Consider the following 14,115-nt stretch of genomic DNA (forward strand, 5'->3'; position numbering starts at 1 on the left):
CTCGCTCTTGCTTGCAGCCGCGGCTGCGTCAGAGTGCTCCGAAGACCTTCTTGGCCAGGCTGGTCGCCGCCTCGGCCGGGTTCTGGCGAATGCTCTGCTCCTGCTTGGCGATCATCTCGAACAGGCCGTCCAAGGCCTTCTCGGTCACGTAGTTCTCGATGTTGGCGCTCTTGGCGTCGACCACGCCGAGGGCCACCGCTTGCCCGGCGAAGTTGTTGTATTGCTGGGCCAGGCCGACCTTGTCGGTGGCCTGCTTGACGATCGGCAGGAACTTGGCGCGAATCTCTTCGCGGCTGCTCTTGTTCAGGTACTGGGTGGCGGCGTCTTCACCGCCGCTGAGGATGCCCTTGGCATCGGTCACGGTCATCTTCTTCACCGCGTCGACGAGGATCGTCTGGGCCTGTGGCACGGCGGCCTCGGCGGCCTTGTTCATGCTGTCTTCCAGGGCCTGGACCTGCTCGCCCTTGCCGAACATCTTCATGGCCTTGGCAGCCTTGCCGAGGTTGCCCGGCAGCTCGATGCGCACGTCCGGGTTGTCGTTGAAGCCACCCGGCGTGCTCAGTTGCTTGACGGCGATCTGGGTGCCTTGGGTGAGGGCGTCCTTCAGGCCACCGGTGGCGTCCTTCTGGGTCAGGTCGCCGAGCGACAGGGCCAGGGCGCTGGCCGACAGCAGCAGGCCGGCGCACAGGGTGGTGAGGCGCAGGGAGGAGCGAATCATGGGGATTTCCTTATGGTTGAACATGAACAGGGGTCAGCGCACCGGATCGACCTTGATCCGCACCGGCTGCGGGTCGCTGCCGTCGAGCTTGACGCCATGGTGCTCGGTATTGATGAACAGCAGCTTGCCGTCCAGCTCGATGCGTGCGCTGACCGCGTAGCGGTGGCCGGGCTTGACCTGGGCCGGGTCGTAGGTGAGGTGGAACGGCAGCGGGACATTGCCCTTGACCGGGCCGGCCTGGCTGGCCAGGGTCACCGCCGGGGCGTCCATCAGCGACACGTCCTGCAGGCTCACGCTCAAGGTCGCGCTCGGCGGCAGGGCCATGCGTTGCAGGTAGAAGACTTCGCCCTCCAGGCTGGCCTGGTTCGACGGGGTATGGCTGGAACAGGCTGCGAGCAGGGATGCGCAACACAGCATGAAGAGTTTTTTCATGGAATCTCCGGTGTCCTTGGGGCCGGCTTTTGGCCAACCCAAGGACTTTAACGGATTTTCGCCCGGGGCGAAGCCTCAGCTGGCCACGGCTTCCAGGGTTTCCTCGCGGTGCAGCGCCACCTGGCGGATCGACAGGCGCAGTTCCGCCGACAGCACGCGCTTGGCCACGCCTTCGGCGAGTTCGCCGAGCTTGTCGTGGTAACCCAGCTTGCTGTTGCCGTCCGGGCGCAGCACGCCCTGTTGGACGAGGGTCTGGATGAAGTGGCGGAACAGGGTCTTGTCGAAGAACTCGGGGGCATTCAGGCCATGCAGGATCGACAGGCGTTGGGCCATCATCACGCTCAGGTCTTCCAGCTCCTCGGCGGTCAGGCTGTGCTGGCCGCTGTTGAGCAACAGCGACGTGGCCATGTAGAAGCGCTGCAAGGTCTGGGTGATGGCACGGGCCAGCAGGGTCAGTAGGACGAACTGCCGGGAGCTGGGCGCCGGGCGCAGGTAGACGCCGTTCTCGAAGCGCAGCAGGCCTTGGCCGACCAGCGCCTCGAGCCATTGATCGATGACCTCGTCGAGCTGTTCCGGTGCCCAGCGCAGGAACAGTTCCGCCTGCAGGTAGGGATACAACGCCCGGACGTACTGGCCGACCAGTTCGCGGCTCATCCGCGAGCTGCTCTGGAAAAAGCTCGCCAGCAGGGCCGGCAGGGCGAAGATGTGCAGGACGTTGTTGCGGTAGTAGGTCATCAGCACCGCGTTGGCTTCGTCCAGGTAGAGGATGCGGCCCAGGGCATCGGTCTGTTCGGCCAGCAGGTCCATGCGCCGCACGTGCTCGATCAACGCCTTGCCGTCGCCTTCGGGCAGGGTGGTGTGGGGCGAGTAGGGCACCTGGCGCAGCAAGGCCAGGTACAGGTCCAGGACCCGGGTCAAAGCCCGCTCGTCCAGGGCCAGGCGGCTGGTGGAGAGCAGCGCCAGGGCCACCAGGTTGACCGGGTTGATCGCCGCCGCCTCGTTCAGGTGCCGGGCCACGGTCTCGCCCAGGCGCGTGGTGGTCTCGTTGAGCCAGGCCGGACGGAACTGCGGGGCCAGCACCTGCTCACGCCAGCCGGGTTGCTGCTGGTCGAGAAAGCCCGCCAGGCGGATCGGCTCGCCGAAGTTGACGTAGACCTGGCCGAAGCGCTGCTTCAGCGCACCGATGACCTTGAAGATGTCGAAGATCGACTCTTTCTTCTTGCTCGCACCGCGCAGTTCTCCCAGGTAGGTGCGGCCCTCCAGCACTCGCTCGTAGCCGATGTACACCGGTACGAAGACGATCGGTGTACGTGACGAGCGCAGGAAGCTGCGCAGGGTGATCGCCAGCATGCCGGTGCGTGGCTGCAGCATGCGCCCGGTGCGCGAGCGCCCGCCCTCGACGAAGTACTCCACCGGGAAGCCCTTGGTGAACAGGGTATGCAGGTATTCGTTGAACACCGCCGTGTACAGTGGGTTGCCCTTGAAGGTGCGGCGCATGAAGAAGGCCCCGCCACGGCGCAGCAGGCCGCCGATCACCGGCATGTTGAGGTTGATGCCGGCGGCGATGTGCGGTGGCGTCAGGCCGTTGCGAAACAGCAGGTAGGACAGCAGCAGGTAGTCGATGTGGCTGCGGTGGCAGGGCACGTAGATCACCTCATGGCCCGGCGCGATGCCCTGTACCTGCTCGATGTGGTTGACCTTGATGCCGTCGTAGATCTTGTTCCAGAACCAGCTGAGCACCACTTCGAGGAAGCGGATCGCGGTGTAGGTGTAGTCGGAGGCGATCTCGTTGCCATAGCGCAGCGCCTGGGCTTCGGCCTTGGCGTAGGGGATCTGCGCCCGTTCGGCCTCGTCGGCGATGGCCTGGCGTACCAGTGGGTCGTGCACCAGGCCCTTGACCAGGTTGCGCCGGTGGGAGATGTCCGGGCCGATCACCGCGGTCTTGAGGTTGCGAAAGTGTACCCGCAGCAGGCGCTGGGCCATGCGCACGGTGCGCTCATGGCCCTTGTTGTGCTGCACTAGTTCGCGCAGGTGGATCGGTGCGGAGAACTGCACTCGGGTCTTGCGCCCCAGGATCAGCACGGTCAGCAGGCGGCGCAGGCGCCCGGTCACCGCCCAGCTGTCGGCGAACAGCAGCTTCCACGGGCTCGACTCGCTGGCCGGCGACTGGCCCCAGAACACGCTGACCGGGATGACCTGCGCGTCTTCCTCGGCGTGCTGGCTCACCGCGGCGACCAGGCGTTCGAGAGTCGGTGGCGCACCGCGTTTGTCGTGGCGGCCCAGCCAGTCAGGGTCGGGCGTCAGGTAGAAGAAGCCTGCCGGCTCCTGCAGCGAGCCCACGGCGACGGGCAGGACCGGGCGTGGCAGCCCCGCCTTGGTGCATTCGCGGTCCAGCACGGCCAGGTCAGTGAGCGACGGCGAGGGCAGGGCGTAGAACACCGGGCGACCACGGTCGAGCTGCAGGGTCAGGGAGGACTGGTTGATGGTCTCGGAGCGCACCCACAGGTACAACAGGCGACGCAAGGCGCCGAAGATCAGGCGGCGCAGGGGGGAACGGGTCATGGGGTGTGTGCCCTGGATGAGATTTTTCGGGTGATATTCCAGCCAGTTAGTCTGCCGTATCCGCGCAAGTTCGGCAAAATCCGCCAATTAGCGCCCCAGTCATGAAATTTTTTTGTTCCCTGTCATATACTCGGTCCGCAGCTTGCAGGATATTTCGGCAAGCTGCGTCGGCATGGGGCGATGACCCTGTGCCTGCACGGCGATCTTCAAAATAAAAATCCGGAGTAGTTCAGATGTCGTCTCGTGAGACTGGGAATGTGAAGTGGTTCAACGATGCCAAAGGCTATGGCTTCATTCAGCGCGAAGGTGGTGCGGATGTGTTCGTCCACTATCGGGCGATCCGCGGTGAGGGGCATCGGACCCTGGTCGAAGGACAGCGGGTGGAATACGCCCTGGTGCAGGGCCAGAAAGGCCTGCAAGCCGAGGACGTAGTCGGCCTCTGAGGCGCGCTCCGGGCTGCAAGCCACAAGCTTCAAACTGCAAGTTGACCGTGTGACTTGCAGCTTGATGCGATCTGTCTTGCAGCTTGAGCTTGCAGCTTCAACCCGTGCGCCAGGTGATTTCCTGTTCACCGTCGGCGCTGATGCGGATCCAGCGATCGGCATCTTCTTCCCCATCTTCCTCGACCCAACTGCCCGGCGCGCAGCGCACTTCGACGCCCAGTGCGGCATAGGCGGCGCGCGCGCAGGCGATGTCGTCGTCCCATGGGGTCTGGTCGCTTTCCAGGAACAGGCTGTTCCATTTCCCTACAGCCTTGGGTACCCAGGTGACTGGAATGTTACCGGCCGTGCACTTCCAGGTCTGGCCTTTCTGCTGCCACTCGCTGCAAGGGCCCAGTGCCTGGCCGAGCCACGCGGCGATCTGCTTGTGGTCGACGTCGGTGTCCTTCAGGTAGATCTCGATATCGGGTTGGCGCATAAAGGGCTCCGGGTGTGCTCAGTCTTGGCGCACGAAATAGTCATAGCGCATGGATACGGTGACCTCGAACGGCTCGGGTTGGTCGATCACCCGCGCCCGTTTCTGGGCACTGGCTCGCCAGCCGTGCGGGGTCATGGCCAACAGGTCGGCACGGGCCTTGGGCGCCGCCAGGGCCAGCGTGAACTCCAGCACCTCGCCATGGGCGTGGGCCATGCCCTCGGGCACCAGGGCCAGGTGCTTGTCGTCGGCGTAGGGCCGCACTTCATCGTAGAGCACCTGGCGCAGTTCCATCAGGTGACCGCTGGTCGGGCCGACCCGCAGCAGGCCGCCGCCGGGGCTGAGCAGACGCTTGGCTTCCTGCCAGTCCAACGGGCTGAACACGCTGGCGATGAAGTCGCAGCTGGCATCGACCAGGGGGACCCGGGCCATGCTCGCCACCAGCCAGGTCACCGCCGGGGCGCGGCGACAGGCGCGCTTGACCGCCTCCCGGGAGATGTCCAGGGCATAGCCGTCGCTGCCGGGCAGGGCCTGGGCGATCTGCGCTGTGTAGTAGCCTTCGCCGCAGCCGATGTCCAGCCAACTGCCGGGCTGGCGCTCGGCGGCCAGTTCGGCCAGGCGGCGTGCCACCGGTGCGTAGTGGCCGGCGTCGAGAAAGTCCCGGCGCGCCTCGACCATGGCCTGGTTGTCGCCTGGGTCGCGGCTGTTCTTGTGCTGTACCGGCAGCAGGTTCAGGTAGCCCTGGCGGGCCCGGTCGAAGCGGTGCCCGGCCGGACACAGCACACCGTTGTCGAGCCGGGTCAGGGCGGCCTGGCAGAGAGGGCAGGCGAGCATCAGGCGAGCAACCGTACCAGGGTCTGGTAGTAGATCTCGGTCAGCAGCTCGAGGTCGCTGGCCAGGATGCGCTCGTTGACCTGGTGGATGGTGGCGTTGACCGGGCCGAGCTCCACCACCTGGGTACCCAGGGTGGCGATGAAGCGGCCATCGGAGGTGCCGCCGCTGGTGGACGGCTGGGTCTGGCGACCGGTGACCGCCGTGATGCTCGACGACACCGCATCGAGCAGTTCACCCGGCTCGGTGAGGAACGGCAGGCCCGACAGCGCCCAGTCGATCGACCAGTCGAGCTGGTGCTTGTCGAGGATCGCCGCGACCCGTTGCTGCAGGCCTTCGACCGTCGACTCGGTGGAGAAACGGAAGTTGAACAGCGCGGTCAGTTCGCCCGGCACCACGTTGGTCGCACCGGTTCCCGAATTGAGGTTGGAGATCTGGAAGCTGGTCGGCGGGAAGAAGGCGTTGCCCTCGTCCCAGTGCTCGGCGGCCAATTCCGCCAGGGCCGGCGCGGCCAGGTGGATCGGGTTGCGCGCCAGGTGCGGGTAGGCCACGTGGCCCTGCTTGCCGCGTACGGTCAGCTTGGCGCCGAGCGAGCCGCGGCGGCCGTTCTTGACCACGTCGCCGAGCAGGCTGGTGCTCGACGGTTCGCCGACGATGCACCAGTCCAGGCGCTCGTTGCGCGCGGCCAGGCGCTCGACCACGGCCTTGGTGCCGTGGTGGGCCGGGCCTTCCTCGTCGCTGGTGATCAGGAAGGCGACCTTGCCACGGTGGTTGGGGTAGTCGCGCACGAAGCGCTCGCTGGCCACCACCATGGACGCCAGGCTGCCCTTCATGTCGGCGGCGCCACGGCCGCAGAGCATGCCTTCGGCGTCGATCAAGGCGTCGAACGGCTCATGCTGCCAGGCCTGCACGGGGCCGGTGGGAACCACGTCGGTGTGGCCGGCGAAGCACAGCACCGGACCGTCCTGGGTGCCATGGGTGGCCCAGAAGTTGTCGACCTCCTCGATACGCATCGGCTCGAGCTGGAAGCCGACGGCCTCCAGGCGCTGCATCATCTGGGCCTGGCAGTCGGCGTCGACGGGGGTGACCGAGGGGCGACGGATCAGGTCGCAGGCCAGTTGAAGGGTGGGCGAGAGCTCGGCTGGGGCCGTCATGAAGGACTCCGGGGGCAAGGCAGGGCGGGAAACAGGGGCGTTATCTTATATCAAACGGTGCCGGCGGGCACGGGACATTGGGCTGCAGCCCATCGCCGGCAAGCCGGCGATGGGGCGCGAAGCGGCCCCGGTATCAGGCCGCCTTGGCCTCGGCTGCCTTGGTCGCCGGCCTGGGCAGCGACGACAGCAAGGCCATCACCAGCGCCGCCAGGTACGGCAGCGACTGCACCAGCAGCATCGTCACCCAGAAGCGCATGTCCGTGCCGGGCAAGCCCTGGACCAGATAGATGCCCAGCGCCGCCCCCCACAGCAGGAGCATGATGAACAGTTCCTCGCGGGCCTCGGCGATCGCCACCAGCAGGCCGTGGCTGTCGGCATGCTTCGGCGTGCGGAAGAACGGCATGCTGCTGGTGAAAAAGCCATACAGCACCGCCTTGGCGATGGTGTGCGACAGCGCCAGCCCCGCCAGGGCGGCGGCGAAGGCGTCCTTGAGGTCGACGCCCACGGCGCGGCGGTAGAGGAAGATGATCTTGCCGACCTTGAAGAAGAACAGTGCCAGCGGCGGGATGGCGAAGATCATCAGCGGTGGGTCGACCCGGTGCGGGACGATGATCATCGCCGCCGACCAGAGCAGGGCACCGACGGTGAAGAAGATGTTCATGCCATCGGCGATCCATGGCAGCCAGCCGGCCAGGAAGTGATAGCGCTGGCCACGGGTCAGCTCGCTGCCCTCGCCGCGCAGCAGCGCCCCGGCGTGGTGCTTGATGATCTGGATGGCGCCGTAGGCCCAGCGCAAGCGCTGTTTCTTGAAGTCGATGAAGGTATCGGGCATCAGGCCCTTGCCGTAGCTGTGGTGGGCGTAGGCGGCCGAATAGCCCCGCTCGAAGACCCGCAGGCCCAGCTCGGCGTCCTCGCAGATGCACCACTGGGCCCAGCCCAGTTCTTCCAGGACCGAGCGGCGGGTCATGGTCATGGTGCCATGCTGGATGATCGCGTCACGGTCGTTGCGGGTGACCATGCCGATATGGAAGAACCCCTTGTACTCGCTGTAGCACAGCTTCTTGAAGGTGCTTTCGTGCTGGTCGCGGTAGTCCTGGGGCGATTGCACCACGGCGATCTTCGGGTCGGCGAAGTGCGGCACCATGTGCTTGAGCCAGTTGCGGTCGACGCAGTAGTCCGAGTCGATCACCGCGATCACTTCGGCGTCCTTGGCGGTATGCGGGATCAGGTAGTTCAGCGCGCCCCCCTTGAAACCGGCCAGGGGCGCCACGTGGAAGAACCTGAAGCGTTCGCCGAGCCGCTCGCAATACGCCTTGAGCGGCTCCCACACGGCCGGGTCCCGGGTGTTGTTGTCGATCACCAGCACTTCGTAGTCGGGGTAGTCGAGGGCGGCGAGGGCGTCGAGGGTCTGCTTCACCATCTCTGGTGGTTCGTTGTAGCAGGGCACGTGGATCGAGACCTTGGGCCGGTAGGCGGTATCGGCCTGCACCGGCAGGAACTCCCGGCGGCGTTTCCTGATCCACACCGCCTCGGCCAGTTCATGGGCTTCGGTGAGCAGGACGATGAACACGCCGATGGCGCCCAGGGCCAGCAGGCATCCGACGGTCAGGCTGAACCAGGTGCTGTACTGCTGGCTGTAGTCGTAGGCGATCCACACCAGGGCCGAGCCGCAGAGGAAGGTGATGAAGGTGAGGAAGGTGCGGCCACGCTGGCGCAGGGCCGAGCCGTCGATCAGCAGCACCGCCAGGGCGATCATCGCCAGCACCACCGAGGCCACGGCCAGGGCGCGCCACTGCGGGATCGCCACCACTGGGCCTTCGAAGTTGAATTTCTGCTGGCGTTCGGCGTTGAACACGCCCCAGTAAGCGCCCACCGAGCCTTCGTCGCTGGCTTTCCAGGGCTGGTCGTAGGCTTCGATGACGAAATAGTTGTAGCCCCGACGATTGAGCGTGCTGAGCAGGGTGCGCAGGTAGATCGCCTGGTCGGCCTGGGTGGCATCGGCGCCGCCGCGCATGCGGCCATTGCTCGGCCAGCCGACTTCCGACAGCAGCAGCGGCTTGCGTGGGAACTGTTGCTTGAGCTCGCGGGTGCGTTCGAGGACGAACTGCACGGCGTCCTGCATCGGCACGAACTCCCAGTAGGGCAGGATGTGCGCGGCGATCAGGTCGACGTGCCGGGCCAGTTGCGGGTTCGCCTTCCAGATGTGCCATTGCTCGCTGGTGGTCACCGGTACCTTGACGGCGGCGCGTACCCGGTCCAGGTACTGGATCAGCGCCTCGGGGGTGATCTCTTCGCGGAACAGCGCCTCGTTGCCCACCACGACCCGTACCACGCTGCGTGAGGTGTTGGCCAGCTCGATGGCCTTGGCGATCTCGCGCTCGTTGCGCTCCAGGTCCGGGCTGATCCACACGCCCAGGGTAATCCGCAGGCCAAGCTCCTCGGCCAGGCGCGGGATCTGTGCCTGGCTACCTTCGACGGTGTAGATGCGGATGCTGTCGGTCAACCCGCTCAACTGCTCCAGGTCCTGGCGGATCTGCGCCTCGCTCGGAAACTGCCCCTTCTGCGGGCTTTGCCCGAGGCGGAACGGTGAGTAGGAGAAGCCGGAGATCTGCTCGGGCCAGGCGGGGGCCGAGACAGGGCGGTTGACCAATGCCCAGAAGCCGGTGAACAGCGCGGCGATGGCCAGCACCACCACCAGGTTGAGACCGAATTTGCGTGATGACATACGTGTATTCGAGGTTCCGAGGAGAGGAGCGGGGCGTGGGTCCTTCGCTTGCCAGGTGCCGGTAGTGGGATGGATGGTCGGCTGAAGATGAGGTCTGGGCCCGCTCGGTTGTCGTCCAGGTCCGATTATTGGGTGGGACATTAAAACAGGATTGGCGGATTCTTTACCAATTCGGGGCGCTCGGCTGCGTCAGGTGGTGGCCCTTGTGTCGCGAAAGGGGCGCGCAGCGGCTCCACTGGCATATAATGCGCGCCGTTTTTCGCGGGGTATGAAGATGAGCACAGAAGATCCACGCTTCGCTGGCGTCGCCCGGTTGTACGGCGACCAGGGGTTGCAGCGCCTGCAGCAGGCCCATGTGGCCGTCGTCGGCATCGGCGGCGTCGGCTCCTGGGCGGCAGAGGCCCTGGCGCGCAGCGGTGTGGGCGAGATCACCCTGTTCGACCTCGACGACGTCTGCGTCAGCAACACCAACCGTCAGGCTCATGCCCTGGATGGCCAGGTGGGCCGGCCCAAGGTCGAGGTCATGGCCGAGCGCCTGCGGGCGATCAATCCGGCCTGCCGCGTGCATGCGGTGGCCGACTTCGTCACCCGCGACACCATGGTCGAGTACATCACCGAGCAGATGGACTGCGTCATCGACTGCATCGACAGCGTGATGGCCAAGGCCGCGCTGATCGCCTGGTGCCGGCGCCGCAAGATCACCATCGTCACCACCGGTGGCGCTGGCGGGCAGATCGACCCGACCCAGGTACAGATCGGCGACCTGAACAAGACCTTCAATGACCCGCTGGCCTCGCGGGTGCGTTCCACCTTGCGCCGCGACTACAACTTCTCGCGCAATGTCAGCCGCAACTACGGTGTGCCTTGCGTGTTCTCCAGCGAGCAACTGCGCTACCCCAAGGGCGATGGCAGCGTGTGTTTGCAGAAGAGCTTCGTCGGCGAGGGCGTGCGCCTGGACTGTGCCGGGGGCTTCGGTGCGGTGATGATGGTCACCGCGACCTTCGGCATGGTCGCGGCGAGCAAGGCGGTGGAAAAACTGGTGGGCGGCGCCCGGCGGCCGTCGGAGCGGGTGAAGGCGGTACCAGCGGCCGAGTGAGGGGGCGACCGTCAGGTTCCTGTGAGGGTCAGCTCTCAAGCTTTTCAGCTGTCCTTGGGGCTGCTTGACTTGTCTGGCATTGCGGCCCGCCCGCGAATGGATTCACCACCGACTCAATGGCCGGATGCCAATTCCGCCATGCGCTGCAGCACCGCATGCAGGCCATTGCTGCGCGAGGGCGAGAGCTGTCGCTCCAGCCCCAATGAAGCGAACCAGCCGCCCAGGTCGACCTGCGCCAACTGCGCGCTGTCCAGCCCTTGCACCCGTACCAGCAGCAAGGCCAGCAGGCCTCGCAACAGGCGGGCATCGCTGCTGGCCTTGAAACGCCACTGGCCGTCCTGCTGCTCGGCCACCAGCCAGACCAGGCTCTCGCAGCCATGCACACGGTTGGCCTCGGTCTTTTCCGAATCCTCCAGCGGCGCCAGGCAATCGCCCCACTGCATCAACAGGCGCGCGCGCTGTTCCCAGCCACGGGCCTGCGCGAAGCTTTCCAGCGCTTGGCTGGCCGCTTCCGGCAGGCTCATCGCAGCAGCTCCAGGCCCTGGTCGAGAGCCTCGAAGAAGCGCTGCAGGTCGTCGCTGTCGTTGTACAGGGCCAGCGACACGCGGATCGCCCCTTCCAGCCCCAGCCCCTTGAGCAGCGGCATGGCGCAATGGTGCCCGGCGCGCACGGCGATGCCCTGCTCGGTCAGCACGTGGGCGATGTCGGCGTTGTGCACGCCCTCGACGACGAAGCTGGCCAGGGCCGCCTGGGGCGTGCCGAGCAGGCGGACACCCTCGCGGTCGGCGAGCCCGCGCAGCAGCTGCTGGTGCAGGCTGGCTTCATGGTTGGCCACGGCCTGGGCGTCGAGGCTGGCGAGATAATCGAGGGTCGCCCCCAGGCCGATGACCCCGGCGATCGGCGGGGTGCCGGCCTCGAAGCCCAGCGGCGCGGGGCGGAAGCTCGCGCTGTGGTAGTCGGCCAGTTGCACCATTTCGCCCCCGAACTGCCAATGGCGTAGCTTCTCCAGCGCCTGTCGCTGGCCATACAGCACACCGACGCCCTCGGGGCCGTACAGCTTGTGGCTGGAGAACACATAGAAGTCGCAGCCCAGCTGTTGCACGTCATGGCGGCCATGGACCACGCCCTGGGCGCCATCGACCACGGTCAGGGCGCCCTGGGCCCGCGCGTGGGCCAGCAGCGCTGGCAGGGGCTGCCAGGTACCGAGCACGTTCGACAACTGGCTGACTGCCAGCACGCGGGTACGTGGGCCGATCAGTTGCAGGGCATGGTCCAGGTCGATACGCCCGTGCTCGTCCAGCGGCAGCACCACCAGGCGCAGGTTGCGCCGCCGGGCCAGCTGTTGCCAAGGCAGCAGGTTGGCATGGTGTTCCAGGGCGCTGACGGCGATCTCGTCGCCGGCCTCCAGGTGCGCTTCCAGGCCATAGGCCAGCAGGTTCAGTGCCGAGGTGGCGCCATGGGTGAAGATGACCTGCCGTGCATCGGCGGCATTGAGCCAGGCAGCGACCTTGTCGCGGCTGCTTTCGAAGGCCTGGGTGGCCAGTGCGCCAGGCAGGTGCTGGGCACGGTGCACGTTGGCTGCACCATGGCCGTAGTAGTGACTCAGGGCGTCGAGCAACGCCTGGGGTTTCTGGGTGGTGGCGGCGCTGTCCAGGTAGGTCTGGTGCTGCCGTTGCAGGGCGGCGATGGCGGGAAAGTCGGCACGCCAGGGGGAGGGCTGGAACATGGTGTTGAGACCTGGAAATAAAAACGGGCCTGGCACAGGGCCAGACCCGATCTTATCACTTCGAACCGCGGAAGGTTCTCAGTTATGGGCGTGCAGCGCCTCGTTCAGCTCGATGGCCGACTTGTGGGTCTTGCACTCCACGGCGCCGGAAACCGAGTTGCGGCGGAACAGCAGGTCGGCCTGGCCGGCCAGTTCGCGTGCCTTGACCACTTTGACCAACTGGTTCTGCTCGTCGAGCAGTTGCACCTTGGTGCCGGCAGTGATGTACAGGCCGGCTTCCACGGTGTTGCGGTCGCCCAGCGGGATGCCGATACCGGCGTTGGCGCCGATCAGGCAGCCTTCGCCGACGGTGATGACGATGTTGCCTCCGCCGGACAGGGTGCCCATGGTCGAGCAGCCGCCACCCAGGTCGGAACCCTTGCCGACGAACACGCCGGCCGACACGCGCCCTTCGATCATGCCCGGGCCTTCGGTGCCGGCGTTAAAGTTGACGAAGCCCTCGTGCATGATGGTGGTGCCTTCGCCGATGTAGGCGCCCAGGCGTACACGGGCGGTGTCGGCGATGCGCACGCCGGCCGGGACCACGTAGTCGGTCATCTTGGGGAACTTGTCCACCGAGAACACTTCCAGCAGCTCGCCCTTCAGGCGCGCTTCCAGCTGCTGCTCGGCCAGTTCCGCCAGGTCGATGGCGCCCTGGTTGGTCCAGGCGACGTTCGGCAGCAGCGGGAAGATGCCGGCCAGGCTCACGCCGTGGGGCTTGACCAGGCGGTGGGACAGCAGGTGAAGTTTCAGGTAGGCCTCGGGAGTGGAGGCCAGGGCGCCGTCCTCGGCCAGCAGGGTGGCGACCAGCGGCTTGTGGCTTTCGGCCAGGCGGGTCAGCAGCGCGCCCTGGGCGGCATCGATGCCTTTGACCGCTTCGGCCAGCTGGGCAGCCTGGGCGGTGCTGAAGGTGATGGCCTGGTTGCCGCCTTCATAGCCAAGGATCGGCGCCACGGCGGCGACCAGCTCGGCGCTCGGGGCGAGCAGGGGCTGGGCGTAGAAGACTTCCAGCCAGGCGCCCTGGCGGTTCTGGGTGCCGACACCGAAGGCCAGGCTGAACAGGGTAGTGGACATGCAGTTACCTCATGCGAATAAGGGGTTGAAGCGAAGGCGGGCTCAGGCCAGCGCCGCGGCGTACAGGTCGGGCTTGAAGCCGACCAGGGTGCGCTCGCCGAGGTCGAGCACCGGGCGCTTGATCATCGACGGTTGGGCGAGCATCAGTTCGACGGCCTTGGCTTGGTCGAGATCGGCCTTGCTGGCGTCGTCGAGCTTGCGGAAGGTGGTGCCGGCGCGGTTGAGGACCACTTCCCAGCCGTGCTCGTCGCACCAGCGGTTGAGGCTGTCGCGGTCGATGCCCTGGGTCTTGTAGTCATGGAATTGGTAGCCGATGGCTTTTTCGTCAAGCCAGGTACGGGCCTTTTTCATGGTGTCGCAGGCCTTGATGCCGTAGAGAGTGTAAGCCATTGAATTCATCGGGGATCGTTGGCTTCCCCAATCCTCCCCCTGTTCTCCCGAAAATAAGTCGCCGGATTATGCGACATCGTTCCCCTCAGCGCCACGGCTGGCGCAGCCAGGTCAGGCGACCAGGGGGTGCACGGTTCGCAGGATTTGCACGCCATGCTCCTGCTCGACCTTGCGCAGGTCATAGGCCATTTGCAAGTCGAGCCAGAATTGCGCAGTGGTGTTCAGGCAAATGGATAGCCGTAGCGCCATGTCGGCCGAAATGCCGCCGCGCTGAAAACCATCTCCCGCTGGAACTCTTCGCGCAGGATTTCGCCAGGATGTATTGGACGCATGCCGTTCTTGAGCATGATGCACCTCAGTGGTAATCGACAATTTCAACGTCTTCCGGCCCTCACGGCCCATAGACAGCCCAGGTGCCATTGAGCGTTGATCGGGCGCCGCCAGCGTGCCAGT

The 14,115-nt window shown here is 66.0% G+C and carries 13 protein-coding genes and 1 pseudogene; 2 read left to right on the forward strand and 12 right to left on the reverse strand.

Annotated features, from left to right (window positions below):
• Positions 1-28: 28 nt before the first annotated feature.
• From ACDI39_RS23330 to plsB, 3 genes are all read right to left on the reverse strand, one after another.
• Positions 29-718 (reverse strand): DUF4197 domain-containing protein, encoded by a 690-nt coding sequence (locus ACDI39_RS23330; RefSeq protein WP_225787316.1) that lies wholly within the window; start codon positions 716-718, stop codon positions 29-31.
• 33 nt (positions 719-751) lie between these two features.
• The gene (locus ACDI39_RS23335; RefSeq protein ID WP_225787317.1) at positions 752-1,150 is read right to left on the reverse strand and encodes a YbaY family lipoprotein; all 399 of its coding nucleotides are present in this window, start codon (positions 1,148-1,150) and stop codon (positions 752-754) included.
• A gap of 75 nt (positions 1,151-1,225) precedes the next feature.
• On the reverse strand, positions 1,226-3,712 hold the full coding sequence (gene plsB, locus ACDI39_RS23340; protein ID WP_225787318.1) for a glycerol-3-phosphate 1-O-acyltransferase PlsB: 2,487 nt from the start codon (positions 3,710-3,712) through the stop codon (positions 1,226-1,228).
• 233 nt (positions 3,713-3,945) lie between these two features.
• Between plsB and ACDI39_RS23345 the strand changes: the two genes are divergently transcribed.
• Positions 3,946-4,155, forward strand: a complete 210-nt coding sequence (locus ACDI39_RS23345; protein WP_225787319.1) for a cold-shock protein — start codon at positions 3,946-3,948, stop codon at positions 4,153-4,155.
• A 97-nt stretch (positions 4,156-4,252) separates the two neighbouring features.
• On the opposite strand, the gene ACDI39_RS23350 is transcribed toward ACDI39_RS23345, so the two are convergent.
• From ACDI39_RS23350 to ACDI39_RS23365, 4 genes are all read right to left on the reverse strand, one after another.
• Entirely contained in the window at positions 4,253-4,630 is a 378-nt protein-coding gene (locus ACDI39_RS23350) for a hypothetical protein (RefSeq protein WP_225787320.1), read from the reverse strand.
• Positions 4,631-4,648: 18 nt separating this feature from the next.
• Positions 4,649-5,461, reverse strand: coding sequence for a putative RNA methyltransferase (locus tag ACDI39_RS23355; protein ID WP_225787321.1), 813 nt, complete (start codon positions 5,459-5,461; stop codon positions 4,649-4,651).
• Positions 5,461-6,612 carry a succinyl-diaminopimelate desuccinylase gene (gene dapE / locus ACDI39_RS23360; protein WP_225787322.1) on the reverse strand — a complete coding sequence of 384 codons (1,152 nt, stop codon included), beginning with the start codon at positions 6,610-6,612 and terminating at the stop codon, positions 5,461-5,463. The genes ACDI39_RS23355 and dapE overlap by 1 nt, the downstream gene beginning before the upstream one ends.
• 133 nt (positions 6,613-6,745) lie before the next feature.
• Entirely contained in the window at positions 6,746-9,337 is a 2,592-nt protein-coding gene (locus ACDI39_RS23365; RefSeq protein ID WP_225787323.1) for a glycosyltransferase, read from the reverse strand.
• Between the two features lie 274 nt (positions 9,338-9,611).
• On the opposite strand from ACDI39_RS23365, the gene tcdA reads away from it, so the two are divergent.
• Positions 9,612-10,433: a tRNA cyclic N6-threonylcarbamoyladenosine(37) synthase TcdA gene (gene tcdA, locus ACDI39_RS23370; RefSeq protein WP_225787324.1), complete on the forward strand. Its 822-nt coding sequence runs from the start codon at positions 9,612-9,614 to the stop codon at positions 10,431-10,433.
• Positions 10,434-10,546: 113 nt separating this feature from the next.
• Here tcdA and ACDI39_RS23375 read toward each other — a convergent pair whose 3' ends face one another.
• The 5 genes and pseudogenes from ACDI39_RS23375 to ACDI39_RS23395 form a co-directional block, all read right to left on the reverse strand.
• Complete coding sequence (locus ACDI39_RS23375; RefSeq protein ID WP_225787325.1) at positions 10,547-10,957, reverse strand: SufE family protein; 411 nt, start codon at positions 10,955-10,957, stop codon at positions 10,547-10,549.
• A complete protein-coding gene (locus tag ACDI39_RS23380; protein WP_253079934.1) occupies positions 10,954-12,159 on the reverse strand; it encodes a cysteine desulfurase in 1,206 nt (401 codons plus the stop codon). Before ACDI39_RS23380 ends, ACDI39_RS23375 begins: the two co-directional genes overlap by 4 nt.
• Before the next feature lie 78 nt (positions 12,160-12,237).
• Positions 12,238-13,272, reverse strand: a complete 1,035-nt coding sequence (gene dapD, locus ACDI39_RS23385) for a 2,3,4,5-tetrahydropyridine-2,6-dicarboxylate N-succinyltransferase (RefSeq protein ID WP_225787327.1) — start codon at positions 13,270-13,272, stop codon at positions 12,238-12,240.
• A gap of 42 nt (positions 13,273-13,314) precedes the next feature.
• A complete protein-coding gene (locus ACDI39_RS23390) occupies positions 13,315-13,662 on the reverse strand; it encodes an ArsC family reductase (RefSeq protein WP_225787462.1) in 348 nt (115 codons plus the stop codon).
• Positions 13,663-13,773: 111 nt separating this feature from the next.
• A pseudogene (locus ACDI39_RS23395) lies at positions 13,774-13,994 on the reverse strand (HigA family addiction module antitoxin).
• Positions 13,995-14,115: the final 121 nt, after the last annotated feature.

Source organism: Pseudomonas sp. Tun-23181, from assembly GCF_057415455.1.

What these genes read in the sequence shown, in the direction of transcription:
- ACDI39_RS23355 (WP_225787321.1), bottom strand. Translation starts at nt 5,461, where the DNA reads ATGCTCGCCTGCCCTCTCTGCCAGGCCGCCCTGACCCGGCTCGACAAC.
- ACDI39_RS23380 (WP_253079934.1), bottom strand. Translation starts at nt 12,159, where the DNA reads ATGTTCCAGCCCTCCCCCTGGCGTGCCGACTTTCCCGCCATCGCCGCC.
- dapE (WP_225787322.1), bottom strand. Translation starts at nt 6,612, where the DNA reads ATGACGGCCCCAGCCGAGCTCTCGCCCACCCTTCAACTGGCCTGCGAC.
- tcdA (WP_225787324.1), top strand. Translation starts at nt 9,612, where the DNA reads ATGAGCACAGAAGATCCACGCTTCGCTGGCGTCGCCCGGTTGTACGGC.
- ACDI39_RS23390 (WP_225787462.1), bottom strand. Translation starts at nt 13,662, where the DNA reads ATGGCTTACACTCTCTACGGCATCAAGGCCTGCGACACCATGAAAAAG.
- ACDI39_RS23335 (WP_225787317.1), bottom strand. Translation starts at nt 1,150, where the DNA reads ATGAAAAAACTCTTCATGCTGTGTTGCGCATCCCTGCTCGCAGCCTGT.
- ACDI39_RS23350 (WP_225787320.1), bottom strand. Translation starts at nt 4,630, where the DNA reads ATGCGCCAACCCGATATCGAGATCTACCTGAAGGACACCGACGTCGAC.
- ACDI39_RS23375 (WP_225787325.1), bottom strand. Translation starts at nt 10,957, where the DNA reads ATGAGCCTGCCGGAAGCGGCCAGCCAAGCGCTGGAAAGCTTCGCGCAG.
- ACDI39_RS23345 (WP_225787319.1), top strand. Translation starts at nt 3,946, where the DNA reads ATGTCGTCTCGTGAGACTGGGAATGTGAAGTGGTTCAACGATGCCAAA.
- ACDI39_RS23365 (WP_225787323.1), bottom strand. Translation starts at nt 9,337, where the DNA reads ATGTCATCACGCAAATTCGGTCTCAACCTGGTGGTGGTGCTGGCCATC.
- dapD (WP_225787327.1), bottom strand. Translation starts at nt 13,272, where the DNA reads ATGTCCACTACCCTGTTCAGCCTGGCCTTCGGTGTCGGCACCCAGAAC.
- ACDI39_RS23330 (WP_225787316.1), bottom strand. Translation starts at nt 718, where the DNA reads ATGATTCGCTCCTCCCTGCGCCTCACCACCCTGTGCGCCGGCCTGCTG.
- plsB (WP_225787318.1), bottom strand. Translation starts at nt 3,712, where the DNA reads ATGACCCGTTCCCCCCTGCGCCGCCTGATCTTCGGCGCCTTGCGTCGC.